Origin of the sequence: Haloimpatiens lingqiaonensis (genome assembly GCF_901447495.1) — a bacterium.
In the GTDB taxonomy this organism is placed as follows: domain Bacteria; phylum Bacillota; class Clostridia; order Clostridiales; family Clostridiaceae; genus Haloimpatiens; species Haloimpatiens lingqiaonensis.
In genome coordinates this window covers 1-19159 of the sequence record NZ_CABDWS010000031.1, presented here as the reverse complement: position 1 = coordinate 19159, position 19159 = coordinate 1, and the positions used below count along the sequence as shown (strand labels likewise).

The window sequence follows — 19159 nt, the reverse complement described above, 5'->3', positions numbered from 1 at the left end:
TTACTTATTTAATCCAACCTTGGACAATATGTCTTTTAAAGCTTTCTTTGACATACTATCTTCAGGTAATTTAACTAATGGTTTTCCTGCACAATCATATTCATATACCATAGGATCCATTGGAACAACACCTATTAAATTTAGTTCTTGATTTGCTATTTCTTCTTTTATTCCATCATTTAGTTCCTCTTGTGGAGCCCTGTTTACAATAAGGTATATTTTAGAAACATTTAATTTTAATTCCTTTACTAATTTATTTATTCTTCCTACTGCTTGTATTCCTCTTCTTGAAGAATCACTTACTAAGAATAATAAATCTATATCATCTACAACTTTTCTGCTTAAGTGTTCCATACCGGCTTCATTGTCAATAACTATGTAATCGTAGTTGTTAGCTAAGGAATCTATCTGAGCTTTTAAAACACCGTTTACATAACAATAACAGCCTTCACCTTGTGATCTTCCCATTACCAATAAATCAAAGCCATTACCTTCAGTTAATCCTGTATTTAATCTGTATTTTAAATAATCAGCTTTTAACATTCCCCCTGGAAATCCATCACCTTTAAGTGACATTTGGCTAACTTCTTCTCTTATTGTTCCTAAAGTTTCTTCTACTTCTACACCTAGTACTTCATTTAAATTAGCATTAGCATCTGCATCTACTGCTAATATAGGGCCTTTTCCCTGTTTCACTAAATAATCCATTAATAATCCAGTTAATGTAGTTTTTCCAGTACCGCCTTTACCTGCTACAGCTATTTTATATCCCATAGTATAACCTCCTTTATTTAGTGCATAGGGTTTAAAAACCCTATGCTTTAAACTGCGTGTACACTTTCTTTATTTACATCATGAACAGCTTCCATTAGTGCTTCTGACAATGTTGGATGTGGATGTATTACATCTCCCACTTGCTCAGTAGTTAGTCCTAAATGTACTGCTAATGTAAGTTCTGTAAGTAAATCTGTGGCATTAGGCCCTATTACTGCTGCACCTAATATTTTGTCGTTCATGTCAGTTATAACCTTTACAAAACCTTGGAATTTACCCATAGCTTGTGCTTTTCCAAGTCCTCTGAAGTCAAATTTTCCTACTTTGTATTCTATTCCTTGATCCTTAAGAGCTTTTTCTGTTGCTCCTACTCCAGCCACTTCTACGCTAGTGTATACACATCTTGGAACAGCTCTGTAATCCATTTTTTTGTCTCCACCTAAAGCATTCTCTACTGCAACCATTCCTTCTTTAGAAGCTACGTGAGCTAATGCTGGTGTACTTACTGTATCACCTATTGCATATATTCCTTCAATACTTGTTTCCATTTTTTCATTTACTACTATTCTTCCTCTTTCCATGTTAACTCCAAGTTCTTCTAATCCTAAACCTTGAGTATATGGTCTTCTACCTACTGAAACTAACATAATTTCAGCTTCCAATTCTTTTCCACTACCTAATGTAGCTACAACCTTGTCCTCTTTTACATCTACTTTAGATATACCATCTTTAACAAAGAACTTAATTTTGCTTTGCTTAAATGATCTTTGAAGTATTTTAGCTACATCTTCATCTTCAAATGGTACTAAATGATCTACCATTTCAACTATTTGTACCTTTGTTCCTAACTCATTGTAGAATTGTCCAATTTCACAACCAATTGGGCCTCCACCTACAATTATCATTGATTCTGGAACTTTTTCTAATTCTAGCACTTCATCACTTATTATAACTCTTTTTCCGTCGTATGGAAACATTGGTGGAACCACTGGAACGGAACCTGTAGCTATAATTATTTTATCTGCTTTGATTATCTCTTTTGTTCCATCATTTTTTTCTACTTCTACATTATTTTTATCTACTATTTTACCAGTACCTCTAACTAGCTTTACTCCCTTTTCATCGAAAAGAAATTCTATACCTTTTACTAGTTGGTCTGTAACTTTTCTTTTTCTTGCTATAATTTCGTTAAAATCTGCTTTTACTTCGCCTTCTATTTTTATTCCATATTTATCAGCATTTTTTATAGTTTCTAATGTTTCTGAACAAGCTATCAATGCCTTAGTTGGAATACATCCTACATTTAAACAAGTTCCTCCTACATGTGCCTTTTCAACTACAGTAACTTCTGCCCCTTTCATAGCTGCCTTTAATGCTGCTACATATCCTCCTGGGCCTCCGCCTATAACTACTATTTTCATCCCAATCGCCTCTCTCATTAATTTTATAGTTTTACTTCAAATTAAAATTCCCCTGTTTAATAATACTAATCTACCTTATAGATTTTATGGTTTTCTTATAAATTAAAGTCCAGCTCTATCTAGTATTACTGGAACATTTTCTTCTGCTCCGATAGCCATTATGTGGACTCCTTCACATAATCCCTCTTCTTTAGCCTGTTTTATGAATTCTGCAGCTATGTTTATTCCTTCTTGTACTTTGTTTTCTGCACCTTTCATTCTTTCAATTATTTCATCTGGTACATACACACCAGCTACATTAGCATTCATATATTTTGCCATACCTGCTGATTTTAGTGGTATAATTCCAACCATTACATTTGTATTTAAATCCTTTGTCATTTCTCTAAAGTTTCTTAAAGTATCTATATCATAAACGGCTTGAGTTTGGAAAAATTTTGCGCCTGCTCTAATTTTCTTTTTCATTTTTAATATTTGTAATTCTAACGGGTCATATTTTGGAGATACACAAGCTCCTAGATAAAAACTTGGTGTTCCTTTTAATTCGTTGCCCATCATATCTACACCAGAGCTTATGGTTGATGCAACCTTAAGTATATCTACACTATCCAAATCATATACTGGCTTTGCACCTGGGTGGTCTCCTAATACTGTATAGTCTCCTGTTAGAGCTAATACGTTTTCAATACCAAAAATACCTGCTGATAAAAGTTCACCTTCTATAGCAATTCTATTTCTATCTCTTCCTGTTATTTGTAATACTGGCTCTAATCCTGCATCTTTAAGCATCTTACAAGTTGCTAAAGATGTAGCCTTCACTGTAGCTGCTTGAAAGTCAGTAACATTTACTCCGTGAGCTCTTCCTTTTATAGCCTTAGCACACTCTATTAAGTGAGCAAGGTCTGTTCCCTTTGGAGGAGCCATCTCCGCTGTTATTGCAAACTCTTTTTTTTCAAAGGCCTGCTGTAATAAACTCATAATAATCCCCCTCTAGCTTTTATCTATTTCTTATATCCACTTTTGATGGATGCATATCTAATTGATAATCTCTTGGTTCTCTTATTTCTGTTAAATTGTCAAGTTTACCAAAGTCTTTAAGTTTTTCATATATAAGAATCCAAGCACAATCATTATTTGGATCTACTTCACATTTTCCGTCTCTTGCGCCACCACATGGTCCGTTTAAAAGACCCTTAGCACATTTAGTTACTGGGCAAATGCCGCCTGTCCATCCCAATTGACATTCTCCACAAGCTCTGCAAGCTTCGTCAAATTTACCTACTCTTTCAACTTCTCCTATGAATTTTGTATTGTTGGCAGGATATACTGGAACTTTAACAAGCTTAGCAACAGTTTGTGTTCCATCTCCACAAGCTAATGAAAGAACTGCATCTGCTTCCTTTATAGCTTCTTTTAGTTCTTTCAAATCTTTTTTTGCTTTTAGAAAATTACAAGATGGGTCTAAAACTTTAAATCCCAATACTTCTTTTCCATTTTCCTCTAGCTTAGCTTTCATTTCTACTAATTGTTCTTCTCCACCTACTTGGCAAGAGCTAGCACATAGAGAACATCCTGTAAGTACTACTTTTTTACTTCCTTCAAGGTATTTAAGAATTTCTTCTAAAGGCTTCTTTTCTGAAATAACCATATTTCTTCCCCCATTTAAATATTAGTAAATATAATGTTTTATATATTATAAATTATTTTGAGCTTTACATGCCTTAATTACATGTTTTCCTAATATAGAAGTGGTAACTGAACCTACTCCTGCTGGCACTGGTGTTATTAATGACGCTCTTTCTAAACAATCCTCTGTATCCACATCTCCACATAATTTTCCTTCTTCATCCACATTGATACCCACATCAATAACTACAGCGTCTTTACCTACATAATCCTTTGTAACCATTTTAGCTTTTCCTACTCCAACTACTAATATATCAGCTTTAGAAGCTATTTCTGCCATATTCTTTGTTCTAGAGTGACATATAGTTACTGTAGCATTTTCATCTAGTAAAAGCATTGATACTGGTTTTCCCACTACCATAGATCTTCCTATAACTACAGCATTTTTACCCTTCATATCTACATTGTAGTGTTTTAGAATTTCTATAACTGCAGTTGGTGTGCATGGCGGAAAACCTGTTTTGTCTCCACTCATTAATTTTGCTACATTTATTGGACTGAAACAATCCATATCTTTCTCTGGAGATATGACGTGTTTAATTATATCTTCATCCATTTGCTTTGGTAACGGTCTAAAAATTAAAATACCGTGAGTTTTATTATCTTCATTTACTTTTTTAATTTCTTCTATAAATTCTTCTTGTGATATATTTTCTGGATAAGCTTTAACTTCTGTGTCTATTCCAACCTTTGCATATCTTTTTAAGGCTCCTCTTTCGTAAGAAAGGTCACTAGGATTTTCTCCTATTCTCATTATAGTAAGCTTGGGAGTTATACCTTTTCCCTTAAGTTCTTCCACATCCTTTGCTAACTGTTCTGTAATTGCATCGGCCACGGGTTTACCTTTAATAATTTGTCCCATTTTAAAGCCTCCTCTTTAATAAATTCTATTATAAATAATACTTTACATTTATACATTCCTATAGCCCCCATTAAATAATGAGGGCATAGAAAGGTAAATATACTATTTCGAAAGTGCTTTTACCACTTCTTCATAAACCTTGTCTGCTATTTCTGTTCCATCTTTTACTAGTTTTTCTGTTTCTTCCTTAACTCTAGATACATAATTTTCATCTTTAATAGAATTTATGTTAATTATCACATTTAATTGCGCACTTATGATAGCTGCTCTTAAACATTGTACTCCTACTCCAACATCACTTATAGCTAATTTTGAGCACTTATTTACTAAGTTTTCATGTAGCTTTATAGCTTCATATGATTTTTTAACTATAGAAACTGGAACTTCACAAGCTTGTTTAAGTGCTTTTTCTAGAGTTTCCTCTTTTAATTTTCTTTCTTCCTCAGTATCTTTCTTCATGCCATAAGCTTTAGAAAGTGGAAGAAAGTTTTCCGCATCATCATCTATCATTTTTAGGAGTTCTTTTTGAATTTCTCCAGCTTCTTCTAATATGCCTTTAACTTCTTCTTCATACTGAGCATATTTCTTCTTTCCTATGGTTAAATTACAAACCATACTACCTAATGCTGTGCCTATGGCACCAACTAATGCTGCTGCACCACCACCGCCTGGTACTGGTTCTTTAGAAGCTAGCACTTCTGCAAAATCTACGCAAGTCTTATCTGCTAATTTCATATCTCCTACCTCCTAAAAATTTTAGAACAATCCGCTTATTACTCCATTTTCATTTACATCTATTCTCTCCGCTGCTGGAAGCTTTGGAAGTCCTGGCATCTTCATTATTTGTCCTGTAACAGCTACTGCAAATCCAGCTCCTGCTGAAATAGTAACTTCTCTTACAGTTATCTTGAAGCCTGTTGGTCTTCCTAATTTAGTTTGATCATCTGTTAATGAATATTGAGTTTTAGCTATACATACTGGCACATTTTTAAATCCGTTCTTTTCTAATTCAGCTATTTGTTTAGACGCACCTGCTGTAAAATCCACATCGTCAGCTCCATATACCTTTTGTGCAACAGCTTTTATCTTTTCTTTTATTGAAAGATCTAATTCATATGAATATGTGAAGTTATTTTCAGCTTCATCTATTAATCTTAAAACTTCTTTAGCAACTTCAATTCCACCTTCTCCGCCTTTTGCCCAAACTTCTGATAAAGTAACATTTACTCCCAATTCCTTACACTTATCAGATACTAGTTTAAGCTCAGCTTCTGTGTCCGTTGGGAATCTATTTAAAGCAACCACTGCTGGTAACTTATATATTTTAGTTATATTTTCAACATGCTTTAATAGGTTTGGTAAACCTTTTTCTAAAGCTTCTAGGTTTTCTTCATTAAGTTCTGCTTTTGGAACTCCACCATTGTATTTTAATGCTCTAACTGTAGCAACTATTACAACTGCATCAGGTTTCAAACCAGCCATTCTACATTTTATATCTAGGAATTTTTCCGCTCCAAGGTCAGCACCAAAACCTGCTTCAGTAACTACATAGTCTCCAAAGTGCATAGCCATCTTAGTAGCTATTACAGAGTTACATCCATGAGCTATATTAGCAAATGGTCCACCATGTACAAATGCTGGTGTTCCCTCTAATGTTTGTACAAGATTTGGTTTTAAAGCATCTTTCAATAGAGCTGCCATAGCTCCGTGAGCATTTAATTGTCCAGCTGTAACTGGTTCTCCTGCATAGGTGTAACCAATAACTATTTTTGAAAGTCTATCTTTTAAATCAGTAATATTATTTGCTAGACAGAATATAGCCATTATTTCAGATGCAACTGTTATATCAAAGCCGTCTTCTCTTGGAGAGCCATTAGCTTTTCCACCAAGACCGTCTACAACAAATCTTAACTGTCTGTCGTTCATATCTATACATCTTCTCCAAGTAACTCTTCTTGGATCTATGTTTAATTTATTTCCTTGATATATATGGTTGTCTATCATTGCTGCTAATAGGTTGTTTGCAGCTGTCATAGCATGTAAGTCCCCTGTAAAGTGAAGATTTATATCTTCCATAGGAACTACTTGTGCATATCCCCCACCTGCTGCTCCACCTTTAACACCAAATACTGGTCCTAGTGATGGTTCTCTTAGTGCTACAACTGTATTTTTCCCCAATTTTGATAAAGCATCAGCCACCCCAATAGCTGTAGTTGTTTTTCCTTCTCCAGCTGGAGTTGGATTAATAGCTGTTGTCAATATAAGTTTTCCTGGCTTTGTTCCATTATCTCTCTTTAGTAAATTATAATCTACTTTTGCTTTGTACTTTCCATAGTACTCTATGTCATCCTCTGTTAACCCTAGCTTTGCAGCTATTTCTTTAATGTGTGTTATTTTAGCCTCCTGTGCTATTTCTATATCGGATTTAAAACCCATTTTTTATGCCCCCTTCTCCAATTTTTCTTTTATTTTTTTAACCTCCCCAACGGTTTCTTTAGAATCGTAAGGAGAATGATTAACTCTGTCAGAATCCCCTACATTTTCCCTGTAATGTATAAATCCTAAACAATTTTCTTCTCCTACATGTTCTAATACATACTTTTCATCATCCACATTTCTGACCTTATTAGCTACAACTAAAACCCTATTTATTCCTAACTGCTCTGCCAAATTCTTAACATGTTCATAGGTTTTAATGCTTCTTATTCCCGGCTCTATAACCACAATGAATAAATCTACTCCCTGAGCTGTACCTCTGCCTAAGTGCTCTATACCAGCTTCCATATCCATTATTACTATATCTTTATTTTGAAGTATTAAATGTGATGTTAATTTCTTCAAAAGTACATTTTCTGGACAAAAACATCCCATGCCTGCTTTATCTACAGTTCCCATGGTTAGCAATTTAACACCATTATGTTTTTTACAGAATTTTTCTGGTATGTCATCAACTTTAGGATTTATTTTAAACATTTTACCAAAAGTTTCAGGAGTAGAGGAAGTTCTTTCTGATATCATAGTCTTCATTTCTGATATAGGAACTATTTCTTTTATAATTTCCTCTGGGAAACCAAGTGCCAATGCCAAATTTGGATCTGGATCTGCATCTACTGCTAAAACATTATATCCTTCCTCTGCATATATTCTGCTTAATATTGCAGAAAAAGTTGTTTTTCCCACTCCACCTTTGCCTGTTATAGCTATCTTCATTTTCATAATTGATTCCCCCTTTTATTGTGTCAAGCACCTACTTTATTTTAAGTTTTACTAAGTAGGTGCCTAAAAAATTACTGTATGATTTGATTTACTTTTTTATGTTGCTTGTTATATTCCTATTCTTTTACGTTTTTCTTCTATTCTTTCTACCATTTGCTCAGAAGCCTTCTTAGGATCTGTTTCTATAAAGAATTTAGCTCCTACCATATCTTCCATCCTATTTGTTAGTATATCAACAACTTCTGGTCCACCAGTTACTGGAGGAACTACTCCAAGCCATGTATCTATACCTGATGATACTACGTAAGTTCCTATAGAAACTGCTTTTTCAGACATCCACTCTGGTGCAACACCTACTACTGGTAAATCTGATATATCTACTCCTAAGTGGTTTGCAACAGTTCCTACAAGTTCTAATATACGGCTTATATCTACACAAGAACCCATGTGTAATACTGGTGGTATGTCCACAAGTTCACATACCTTTTTAAGTCCAGCACCAGCATAGTTTCTAGCTTCCTTTTGTAATAATCCAGCTTTTGCTGCTGCTTGAGCTGCACAACCAGTAGCAACTACTATTACATCGTTAGCAATTAAGTTTTTAATAATTTCTACATGACCATTATCATGAGGTGTTTTAGGGTTGTTACATCCAACAACTCCTGCTGCTCCTCTTAAAACTCCTGAAACAATACAATCTGCTAATGGTTTAACTGTACCTGCTACTCCTATGTTTGAATTAGTTACTTTATCTAAAGCTGATACTATACTTTCTGTACTGTATCCAACCACTGCTTTACTCTTAACATCTGGAATATATACTTTAGAATTATCTCTATTTTTAAAGTTCATTATAGCTTCTTTTAATATCTTTTTAGCTGATTCATATGCATGCTCTTCATCAAATTCAATATGAGTTGAACCTGTGATTTCAGCTTTTGGAGATGTTGTTATGAATTTAGTATGATAATTTTTAGATAGTTGTGCAAGTGCTGGCATTATACATTGTACGTCAACTACTACTGCTTCTACAGCGCCAGTAACTACTGCTAATTCTTGTTGTAGGAAGTTTCCTGCTAATTTAAGCCCGTGTCTCATAGTAGCTTCGTTAGCTGTACAACACATACCTACAAGGTTAATTCCATCAGCTCCTTGAGCTTTTGCTAATTCAATAAGTTCTGGATCTTCTGATGCTAAAATTATCATTTCTGAAAGAGTTGGTTCGTGTCCATGAAGAACTACATTAACTGAATTTCCTTGTAATACCCCAAGGTTTGCTTCTGTGTCTATTTCCTTTGGAGTTTCAAACATAATGTCACTAAATTCTGTTGCCAAGTAAGAACCGCCCCATCCATCTGCTATAGCAGCTCTCATTGACATTTTTATTAAACTTTCAGCATCTGCTGCGCATCCTATATGAGTTGAGTGCATTATAGATACTATATCTCTATCTATATTTCTTGGCATTACACCTAGCTTATTCCAAACTTCAGCTCTTTTTTCTGGAACTGTTGGTGGCAATGTCAATGTTCCAATTTGTTTACTAAATTGTTCCAATCCAGCTTTTGCTGTGTCATGAGCTATATCATAAATGTCTCTTCCCTCTGTTTCTACACCAAGTCTTTTAGCAACTTTCATTAATTTCTTTTCATCTTTTACTTTAAAGTCACCATCTTTACTTGCGTTAAGAAGAGTTAAAACTATACTTCTACCGTGATCTGAGTGAGCTGCTGCTCCACCAGCTACCATTCTAGCAAAGTTTCTTGCTACTATAACATCTGCTGTAGCACCACATATTCCCCTGTCAGCTCCCTTTCCTGGTACTGGGCTAACTCTACAAGGTCCCATAGCACAAATTCTACAGCATACTCCAGCTACACCAAATCCACATGGTGCCTTTAAGTCAACCTTTCTGTCCCAAGCTGTCTTTACTCCATCCTTTTTAGCCTTTTCCAATAATTCATTTTGTGCAGTTTGAATACTTAATATTTTCTCCTCCACAGTTTTACCCCCACTCTCTTAAATATTTTCTAAAAATACCACATAAAAACTAAACTGAAAATTAGTTTTATTCTTACATTTTAATTATAGTATTTTTACAACAAAAAAGAAACACAAAAAAGATATTTTTTTAACAAATTAACTAGAGTTTTTTCCTTCTTTTTTCAGAATATTCAATATAACGTCTTCAAATATTTACGCAACTTTTTTCTAAACCCTACCCATATCAACAACTTACTAGCTATTTTGCCCCTTAATCAATAATCTACTTAATATCATCTTTTTCTACATTGGAATTATTTTTTTGAAACTTTTAAATTCTTTTTTGACACTAAAAATGATTATTATTTAACATTTGTATAAATAATCCAACATCTATTTATATTTTTTCATTGTGTTTCACTTAAAAAAAAGAACTGTACTAATTTTTATGATTCAATAATACAGTCCCCTTTTGAAATAATCATCTATTTTCCCTTTAAAACTACTAATTCATGCAAAGCTCTAGTTGACATTACATATTTAATTTTATTCATTTGTTCAGAATCCATGTCTTTATCCACTAAAATTATTCCATCAAATTCCAATCCCTTTGCATAATAGGATGGTATTATTACCAACCCACCTTTGTATATACTATCTTCTTCATCTATTAATTTAATATATATCTTATCTTTTAGCAAATTATATACCTTTCTAGCATCAAATAAATCCTTACATATAATACCTATACTTTCACATTCTCTTTCCTTAATTTCTTCTATATTAGATAGAATTAACTCCTTGAGTTCCTCACTACTTTTATATTCTTCCTGAGCTACTGGTCTTCCTTCTCTAACCATAGGTACAATACTATTATCTCCTAAGTATTTATTAGCATATCGCATAATTCTAGCAGTAGATCTATAGCTTTTTTCCAGTTTAAAATATTCAACATCCAATCCACTTATAAATTGACTCATACTGCTCATAGGGATTTTTCCTTCTAAAGGTATTAACCTTTGATTGCCATCACCAACTACAGTCATAGATATTGGATTTAATAGTTCTTTTATAACAATAAATTGTAGATAACTATAGTCTTGAGCCTCATCTATAACTACATGTTTAACTTCTTCATTATACTTAAAACCGTCTAACTTTATTTTTAAATAAAGTATCGGAGCTAAATCATCTATAGTTAACTCCTTATTACCATTAATATCATTATATATATCTATGCAATCTCTTGAATTTAACCACTTTAAAGATTTTTTTGTTATAATTACTTCTTTAACAATCTCTCTTATCCTTATCTTTCTCTTAAGTTCTAAAAAGCTTCCTTCTAACTCTAATTCCTCTTTGCTTAATTTCTCTATGGCCTTTTTATATTCTAAATTTATTTCTCTTACTAATTCATCTCTTACATCTCTTATTTTTGAAAAAATTATCCTCTTAATCTTTTTACTTCTTCTAAATAAAGGCATATAATTGTAGTATTCATAAAATAAATTCTTTATTTCTTTTTCCTTCAATACTATTTGTCCCGCTAATTTAACATCTTTTATTTTAAACAAATCTCGATTCATTTCATCTATTACTGAGTCCATTTTTTCCTTATACTCTAAAGATGTCTTATACTTAACTTCATTTATAAATTCCACATCTCCGCCAATTATATTTTCCATATAAGTTCCTAAATCCATTAATCTATTTATACCTAACAATGTACAAGCGAAGTCTGTAAAGGTAGTTTGTTTAACTCCAGTTTCTCCAAGACTAGGAAGTACCATAGATATATACTCCATAAACACATTATTAGGTCCAAATATCACAACTTTGTCTTGCAAAGATTTTCTATAGTTATAAAGTAAATAGGCAACTCTATGAAGGGCTATAGTAGTTTTTCCACTGCCTGCTACCCCGTCTACCACTACAGTTTTATCTTTAGATTCCCTTATTATTTCATCCTGCTCCTTTTGTATAGTCATTATTATATCTTTTAATTTTTCTTCTGCATTTTTACTTAAAACCATTTGAAGTATCTCATCTTTTATATCTATAGAAGAATCAAACATACCAACTAAATTTTCATGTTTTATTACATATTGCCTTTTATTAAGTATATCCACAGGAACTTTTCCAGAAGGTGCTGAGTAATCCGTTTCTCCTAACTTACCCGCATAAAACAATGAAGCTATAGGAGCTCTCCAATCCACTACCACTGGTTCATAATCCTCTTCCCTAGTGAATCCAAATCTACCTACATATATTTTATCCTCTTCATCAAATTCCTTATCTAAAAAATCTACTCTACCGAAATATGGAGAAGTTTGTAAAATAGCCATTTCCTTTAGTTTTTTATCTATAGTTTTATAAGTCTCTTCTTGGACAAATCTTTCATGATCAAAATATTCTATCATTTTATCTTCATCATCTTTATATTCTTCTATAACCTTTTTTCTATAATCTAATAAATTCTCTGTTATTTTATTTCTTTTATTTATATAATTTAATATTTCTTCTTTTATGGATTTAATGACATAATCCAAATGCTGCTTTTCTATATGCAAATCAATTTCTTTACTCATCTTATTTTCTTCCTTCTCCATATTATCCTCTCCCTTTTTATAGAATAAAAATGCGACAAATAATCTTAAGTCGCATTTTTATGTTTATTATAATGTTTTATATTTTTTCTTATTTGATTCTTATTTCATTTCTTCTACTTTTTCTGTTTTGTTTCCCTCTATAACTTTTTCTTTTTCTACTGCATCTTCTTCTAATAATTCATCTAAATTTCCTTTTACATTTAGATTTTCTTCAACTTTTTCTTCACTTTTATCTTCATTGGTAATTACCTCTTCATCATCCTTTATTCCCTTATATTCATTAACTATTCTCATGAATTCATCTCCCATTAAAGTTTCCTTTTCTAGGAGTACTTCTGCTATTTTTTCTAGAAGTTCTTTATTTTCAAGAAGAAGTTTCTTAGCCCTTTCATGGCTTTCCTTTATTATTTTTAAAGTTTCCTCATCTATAAGAGTTGAGGTTTCTTGGCTACAATTTTGAACAGGCTTTCCATCTAAATATCTATTGCTTGGAGACTCTAATCCCATCATGTCGAATTTTTCACTCATACCATATATAGTTATCATATTTCTTGCTGCTTGAGTAGCTTTTTCTATATCATTAGATGCCCCTGTTGACACCATATTAAACTGAATTTCCTCTGCGGATCTACCTGCTAAAAGCACCGTTATTTCATCATACATTTCTTCTTTTGAAACTAAATATTTTTCTTCCTCTGGAAGCTGCATAGTATATCCTAAAGCTCCCATAGTTCTTGGAACTATGGTTATCTTGTGCACTGGATCTGCATTTTTTAAAAGTGCCGCCACTAATGCATGACCAACCTCATGGAAAGCCACCGCTTTCTTTTCTTTATCCGACAAGATTCTATCTTTCTTTTCTTTTCCAGCTATTATTATTTCCACAGCCTCTTGTAAATCTTCCTGAATAACTTCTTCTCTTCCATTTTTCACCGCTAAAAGAGCTGCCTCATTAACCATATTAGCAAGGTCTGCTCCTACAGCTCCTGGAGTAGATTTAGCTATTTCATTTAAATCTACTTCTGTAGATATTTTTACATCCTTAGTATGAACTTTTAAAATAGCTTCTCTTCCTCTTAAGTCTGGTCTATCCACAATAACTCTTCTGTCAAATCTTCCTGGTCTTAAAAGAGCTTTGTCAAGTATCTCAGGTCTATTGGTAGCCCCTAATATTACAACTCCTTTAGATGAATCAAAACCATCCATTTCAGTTAATAGCTGATTTAATGTTTGTTCTCTCTCGTCATTAGTAGACATGGAATTATCTCTACTTTTTCCTATAGCATCTATCTCATCTATAAAAATTATACATGGAGCTTTTTCTTCTGCTTGCTTGAATAAATCTCTAACTCTAGCAGCCCCCATACCAACAAACATTTCTACAAATTCTGAGCCAGACATAGAAAAGAAAGGAACCTTAGCTTCACCAGCCACTGCCTTAGCAAGCAAAGTCTTTCCTGTACCTGGAGGCCCTACTAATAAAGCTCCCTTAGGAAGTTTGGCACCTATTTTTGTATACTTTTCAGTGTTGTGAAGAAAATCCACTATTTCTATAAGGGATTCCTTAGCCTCATCTTCTCCTGCTACATCTGAAAAATTAACTCCTGTTTCATCTTCTCCATATATTTTAGCATTATTCTTACCAAAGGACATAACACCATTGCCCATTTTTTTGTCCAGTTTTCCAAAAAGCATTTTTCCCATTATAAATACAAAGAGCAATGGGCCAACCCACCACAATAAAAAATCTATTACAAAGCTATTATTTTGAATTGGACTTAAATATGTCACTTTATTTTTTTCAATGGTATCTAAAAATTTATTTTCTAAAGAAGAATTAGTTATTCTTCCAGTATAAAGCACTTCCTTATTTATACCACTATCCTTTTTAGGAACAACCATTATCCTATCTGACTTAATTCTTACACTTTGGATTTTATTTTCATTGGCTAACTTTAATAGTTTATCGTAGCCTACCTCCTGAACTCTTAAAGACTCCAAGAAATAATTTCCGATAGTTATAAGCAATATAGCTGCAATTATATATCCAATTATATATTTCTTCTTTTTATCTATCATATTTGCCTCCTCACACTTTCCCTAAAAAACGGTCTAAAACTATTCTACCTTTTACCCATAGTATTTTCAACTAATATTATGTATTATATATTTAGTTTTTTTTAATATTTTTTAAACAAACTTTATATATAAATAAAATAAGAGTCTATTCATAATGAATAGACCCTTTAATTATTTTAGTATTATTTTGCTAATTCATATATAGCATGACCATATATCTTAGCGTTTAAAATTAAATCTTCTATTTCTATATATTCATTTGGTTGGTGATCAAGATCTGGCTTTCCAGGGAATATTGGTCCAAATGCAACTATATTAGGCATTTCCTTTGCATAAGTACCGCCACCTATTGATATAAGCTTAGCTTCCTCACCAGTTTGTTCAGCATAAACCTTTTGTAATGATTTTACTAAAGAATGATTTGGATCAAAGTAAAGTGGTTCTTGATGCTTAAAGTTTTCAACTTTAATTCCAGTGCCTTCTATTTTAGCATTAAATGGCTTCATCATGTCATCTAATTTATTAGTAACTGGATATCTTAAGTTTAAAGTCATAACAGCTTTATCTTCTGTTATATCTACAACTCCCACATTAAATGAAAGTTTTCCTGAAGCTTCATCTTCAAGACACACTCCAAAAGATTCTCCATGAGTTTCCATACCAACATTTTGGTTCATAAATCTTACAAAATCTATTGCATCACATTTTTCAAGTTCTAATGTTGAAAGAAATGCAAATAATTGCATTATAGCATTCTTTCCTAGGTGTGGTAAACTTCCATGAGCTGACATACCTACAGATTTAATCACTACGTTATTTTCATTAACTTCTGTACTCATTTGGTATCCTGTTTTTTTAGCAAATTCCTCTACAGACTTAACTATAGCTTCTGTATCCTTAGCTATAATTTCAGCATTACATTTATCTGGAACCATATTAGCCGCATTTCCACCTTTAATACTCTTTAAAACTATATCACCTTTAGACTTGTTATTTAAGTCTTTAACTATGTTGAATATAGTTATTCCTTTTTCCCCATTAATTATTGGATACTGAGCATCAGGAGTAAATCCTGCTACTGGGGCCTTTTCTCTTTCTAAATAATGCTCTACTTCTTTGCTTCCTGTTTCTTCGTTTGTTCCATAAATTACTCTTACTCTTTTGTTTAATTTTAATCCTGCATCCTTTATAGCTTTTAGTCCATAAAGTGCTGCCATTATAGGTCCTTTGTCATCTAAAGTTCCCCTTGCATATATTTTTCCATCATGTATTTCAGCTGAATATGGAGGATATATCCATCCATCTCCCTCTGGAACCACATCTAAGTGCCCTAGTACAGCTACATAATCTTCACCTTCGCCGTATTCAGCATATCCTACATAATTATCTAAGTTAACTGTTTTAAAACCTAATTTTTCACTTATTTTAAGTGCACATTCTAAAGCCTTTGCTGGGCCTTCTCCAAAGGGCATTCCTTCTTTAGCTTCTCCCTCAACACTTTTAATCTTAAGTAGTTCTTGTGTTGATTCTATTAATTCATCTTTCATCTGGTCAATTCTTTTATTGATTTCCACGGTGTTCCCCCCTATATTTTTATTTTTTAAAGGAAATCCATCCTTTTTTATTTAAATATCTCATATACATTATAAGCCTTTCATAAATAGGATGACAAGTTTCCTTATAATTATCCTTGTTTAAATTTTTATATTCCTTTTGTATTTCTGGAACATTTAATAATATATTACCTATATCATATATATTATTCTTTCCATCCATAGATTCCCATACAGCAGTTCCTAATTTATCAAGCTTAATATCACTAACTGCCGGCTTTTTAACAAGCCATCTTAAAAATTTCTCAATAGCCTTTTCATGATAAAATATTAAATATACATTTCCATTTCTTTTTTCCCAGTATTTATGTTTTTTTATTGGAATGTATAGCAAAAAATTATCATCAAAATTTTTATCTTCTTTAATATTATTATTTTTATTAACCATATATTCCCTCTCTTGTGATTATAAATTTAAAGAGCATATGGACCATACATATTATGCATTATAGTCCATAGCTCTTTTATCTAGATTTTAATATTATTTAGCAACTTCCTCTACTTTAGATGAGAATCTGTATATCCACAATCCTAGTATTAAGAATGTAACTAATGCTGTCCATGAACTTCCTGCCAGAGCAGGTATAAGTTTTGGCCCTATCATAATTTTAGCTGCTACAGTGTCTCCACCTATTTTTATAGCTGTTAATATAGCTACAACTATACCCATAAGGGCATCTCCTGCCACAAGTCCTGAGGAAAGAAGTATTCCTCTTTCTGTTTGTAATTTTTTCTGCGCCTCGTTGTTTTGGAATTTTTTATCTACAAGTGTTCTTATTATTCCACCAAATAATACTGCTGCACTTAAGTGTATTGGAAGGTATAGGCCTAGTGCTACTGGAAGTATTGGAAGTCCTGCTAATGCACAGAATATTCCTATTATAGCTCCAACAAATACTAGAGCCCATGGAAGTTGTGCTGTCATAACTCCCTTAACAACCATTGACATAAGCATAGCCTGTGGTGCTGGTATTGCTTTTGTTCCCATGCCATAAGTAGCATTTAACATTAAAAGCACTCCACCTGCTGCCACTGATGCTACAACAAGACCTATATACATACCCCATTCAACTTTCTTTGGAGTTCCACCTATTATATAAGTTGTTTTTAAACTTTGCGCTGCTCCACCTGCAACCGCTATTCCTATACAAACTATAGCTCCTGCAGTAATAGCCACAAGCATTCCTGCATTTCCAGTATATCCAGTAGCCTTTAATACAGCTGTTACAAATAATAACGTGGCGATAGTCATACCTGATACTGGATTATTTGAAACCCCTATTATACCAGCCATTCTAGCTGATACTACTGCAAAGAAGAATGAGAATAACACTACAAGTATTGAACCAATAGCTCCTAATCTTAATCCTGGTAACAACCAGCATAATAAGAATACTAACACCGCTCCACCTAGTACCCAAGACATTGGTGTATCTATATCAGTTCTCTTAAGATTTGCATTTCCTTCCTTTGAGCCACCTACTCCTGCCATTGCGGTTTTAAAAGATCTTATTATAGTAGGCAAAGATCTTCCAAGGCTTATAAATCCACCTGCTGCAACAGCACCAGCTCCTATATATCTAATATATTTGCTCCATATTGCCCAAGCATCCATATTGGCAATTAATTCTGTTGATGGAAATAATGGTACTGCTAGCCCTGCTCCTACGTATTTTATTAAAGGTATAAGTCCTAACCAAGCCACTAAAGCTCCACCAAACATATATAAAGCTACTTCTATACCAACAATATATCCAACACCAGCTATTGATGCCATAGCATTAAACCCAAATATTGTGTTTTGCATAGGTGCTATAGTCCATTCTGGTGCTTCTTTCCATAAAGCTAACCCACTGGAGAAAAATTTATATATTCCTCCACCTAGTAACCCTGTCATAACTGTCTTAAATCCTGATCCGCCTTCCATTCCTGTAACAAGAACTTCTGATGCAGCCATTCCTTCTGGGAATACCAACTCGCCGTGTTGCTCCACTATTAAGTATTTTCTAAAAGGAACTACAAATAGTATGCCTAAAAGTCCTCCTAAAGATGTACATATAACTATAGTTGTAAGGCTTAGTTTCATTCCCCACATTATAATTGCTGGAAGTGTAAATATAATACCGCCTGCTATAGATTCTCCCATAGATGCTATGGACTGTATCATATTTGCTTCTAAAATATTGTTTCTTTTAAAAATTATTTTCAGCATCCCTGCACCTAAAATGGATGCTGGAATTCCTGCTGCTATTGTAAGTCCAACCTGTAAGCCTAGGTAAACATTTGCTGCTGCAAAAATTATTGCAAATATACACCCTATTGCTATAGACACTAAAGTCGTCTCTGGCATCGCTTCACTAGTAGGTACAAAAGGAATATAATCTTCTCCTTTTATTCCACCATAAGCAGTATGAGAAAGTTTCCTCTTTTGTTCCATTTTTTTACCCTCCTTATTAACCAAATTATATATTCAACACTTTTAGAACTAATTATAATTTTAAAATATTCTTAAAATTTATAGTTCTTAAGCTATCTAATAATAACATAAAATTTTAAAAAAATTAAACTCGAAATAGGTCGATTTTATTAGAAATTAGCAATCCTTTAACTTGTTTCGTCATTTTTTTTGTTTTTTTCTTTGATTTTAAAACATTTTTCTTTTTTTGTCTTTTTATTATTAATTATTTTTGTATATAATTTATTATAATTAAAATTTTTAAAAAATAAAAAATTTTAGAATAATATTTACTCTTTGCTTAAAGATATAGCAACTCAAAAGCAGTTGGTTGAATATACAGACTATTGCATAATTTTTTGACATTTCTAAAAATTAATAGTAAAATATAATGGAAGTTATTCATATTTTGTAAGAGTTTTGTAAAATTCTCTTTCAAATTTTTAAATAAGGGGCTCCCC

14 protein-coding genes are annotated in these 19159 nt (G+C 32.7%); all 14 read right to left on the bottom strand.

What is annotated here, in order from left to right:
- The 14 genes from FGK85_RS07865 to FGK85_RS07800 all read right to left on the bottom strand — a co-directional run bounded on the left by FGK85_RS07865 (position 1) and on the right by FGK85_RS07800 (position 18680).
- On the bottom strand, positions 1-774 hold the full coding sequence (locus tag FGK85_RS07865; protein ID WP_138205381.1) for an ATP-binding protein: 774 nt from the start codon (positions 772-774) through the stop codon (positions 1-3).
- 47 nt (positions 775-821) lie between these two features.
- Positions 822-2195, bottom strand: coding sequence for a dihydrolipoyl dehydrogenase (gene lpdA / locus FGK85_RS07860; RefSeq protein ID WP_138205379.1), 1374 nt, complete (start codon positions 2193-2195; stop codon positions 822-824).
- Between the two features lie 102 nt (positions 2196-2297).
- Positions 2298-3173 (bottom strand): methylenetetrahydrofolate reductase, encoded by an 876-nt coding sequence (locus FGK85_RS07855; RefSeq protein WP_138205376.1) that lies wholly within the window; start codon positions 3171-3173, stop codon positions 2298-2300.
- A gap of 19 nt (positions 3174-3192) precedes the next feature.
- Positions 3193-3843 (bottom strand): methylenetetrahydrofolate reductase C-terminal domain-containing protein, encoded by a 651-nt coding sequence (locus FGK85_RS07850; RefSeq protein ID WP_138205374.1) that lies wholly within the window; start codon positions 3841-3843, stop codon positions 3193-3195.
- 45 nt (positions 3844-3888) lie between these two features.
- Positions 3889-4743 (bottom strand): bifunctional 5,10-methylenetetrahydrofolate dehydrogenase/5,10-methenyltetrahydrofolate cyclohydrolase, encoded by an 855-nt coding sequence (locus FGK85_RS07845; RefSeq protein ID WP_138205372.1) that lies wholly within the window; start codon positions 4741-4743, stop codon positions 3889-3891.
- Positions 4744-4845: 102 nt separating this feature from the next.
- Complete coding sequence (locus tag FGK85_RS07840) at positions 4846-5478, bottom strand: cyclodeaminase/cyclohydrolase family protein (RefSeq protein WP_138205370.1); 633 nt, start codon at positions 5476-5478, stop codon at positions 4846-4848.
- A gap of 21 nt (positions 5479-5499) precedes the next feature.
- Positions 5500-7179 (bottom strand): formate--tetrahydrofolate ligase, encoded by a 1680-nt coding sequence (locus tag FGK85_RS07835; protein WP_138205368.1) that lies wholly within the window; start codon positions 7177-7179, stop codon positions 5500-5502.
- A 3-nt stretch (positions 7180-7182) separates the two neighbouring features.
- Positions 7183-7953: an ATP-binding protein gene (locus FGK85_RS07830; RefSeq protein WP_171011365.1), complete on the bottom strand. Its 771-nt coding sequence runs from the start codon at positions 7951-7953 to the stop codon at positions 7183-7185.
- 114 nt (positions 7954-8067) lie between these two features.
- On the bottom strand, positions 8068-9960 hold the full coding sequence (gene cooS / locus FGK85_RS07825; protein WP_138205364.1) for an anaerobic carbon-monoxide dehydrogenase catalytic subunit: 1893 nt from the start codon (positions 9958-9960) through the stop codon (positions 8068-8070).
- Positions 9961-10427: 467 nt separating this feature from the next.
- Positions 10428-12551: a HelD family protein gene (locus FGK85_RS07820; protein ID WP_138205362.1), complete on the bottom strand. Its 2124-nt coding sequence runs from the start codon at positions 12549-12551 to the stop codon at positions 10428-10430.
- 99 nt (positions 12552-12650) lie between these two features.
- Positions 12651-14630, bottom strand: a complete 1980-nt coding sequence (gene ftsH, locus FGK85_RS07815; protein WP_138205360.1) for an ATP-dependent zinc metalloprotease FtsH — start codon at positions 14628-14630, stop codon at positions 12651-12653.
- A gap of 182 nt (positions 14631-14812) precedes the next feature.
- A complete protein-coding gene (pepV, locus tag FGK85_RS07810) occupies positions 14813-16204 on the bottom strand; it encodes a dipeptidase PepV (RefSeq protein ID WP_138205358.1) in 1392 nt (463 codons plus the stop codon).
- A gap of 19 nt (positions 16205-16223) precedes the next feature.
- Positions 16224-16631, bottom strand: coding sequence for a PqqD family peptide modification chaperone (locus FGK85_RS07805; protein ID WP_138205356.1), 408 nt, complete (start codon positions 16629-16631; stop codon positions 16224-16226).
- Positions 16632-16724: 93 nt separating this feature from the next.
- On the bottom strand, positions 16725-18680 hold the full coding sequence (locus tag FGK85_RS07800; RefSeq protein WP_138205354.1) for an OPT family oligopeptide transporter: 1956 nt from the start codon (positions 18678-18680) through the stop codon (positions 16725-16727).
- Between the last annotated feature and the right edge of the window lie 479 nt (positions 18681-19159).

Bases quoted from the DNA above. Each gene is read 5' to 3' on its own strand.
- FGK85_RS07865 (WP_138205381.1), bottom strand. From the start codon at position 774: ATGGGATATAAAATAGCTGTAGCAGGTAAAGGCGGTACTGGAAAAACT.
- lpdA (WP_138205379.1), bottom strand. From the start codon at position 2,195: ATGAAAATAGTAGTTATAGGCGGAGGCCCAGGAGGATATGTAGCAGCA.
- FGK85_RS07855 (WP_138205376.1), bottom strand. From the start codon at position 3,173: ATGAGTTTATTACAGCAGGCCTTTGAAAAAAAAGAGTTTGCAATAACA.
- FGK85_RS07850 (WP_138205374.1), bottom strand. From the start codon at position 3,843: ATGGTTATTTCAGAAAAGAAGCCTTTAGAAGAAATTCTTAAATACCTT.
- FGK85_RS07845 (WP_138205372.1), bottom strand. From the start codon at position 4,743: ATGGGACAAATTATTAAAGGTAAACCCGTGGCCGATGCAATTACAGAA.
- FGK85_RS07840 (WP_138205370.1), bottom strand. From the start codon at position 5,478: ATGAAATTAGCAGATAAGACTTGCGTAGATTTTGCAGAAGTGCTAGCT.
- FGK85_RS07835 (WP_138205368.1), bottom strand. From the start codon at position 7,179: ATGGGTTTTAAATCCGATATAGAAATAGCACAGGAGGCTAAAATAACA.
- FGK85_RS07830 (WP_171011365.1), bottom strand. From the start codon at position 7,953: ATGAAGATAGCTATAACAGGCAAAGGTGGAGTGGGAAAAACAACTTTT.
- FGK85_RS07820 (WP_138205362.1), bottom strand. From the start codon at position 12,551: ATGGAGAAGGAAGAAAATAAGATGAGTAAAGAAATTGATTTGCATATA.
- ftsH (WP_138205360.1), bottom strand. From the start codon at position 14,630: ATGATAGATAAAAAGAAGAAATATATAATTGGATATATAATTGCAGCT.
- FGK85_RS07805 (WP_138205356.1), bottom strand. From the start codon at position 16,631: ATGGTTAATAAAAATAATAATATTAAAGAAGATAAAAATTTTGATGAT.
- FGK85_RS07800 (WP_138205354.1), bottom strand. From the start codon at position 18,680: ATGGAACAAAAGAGGAAACTTTCTCATACTGCTTATGGTGGAATAAAA.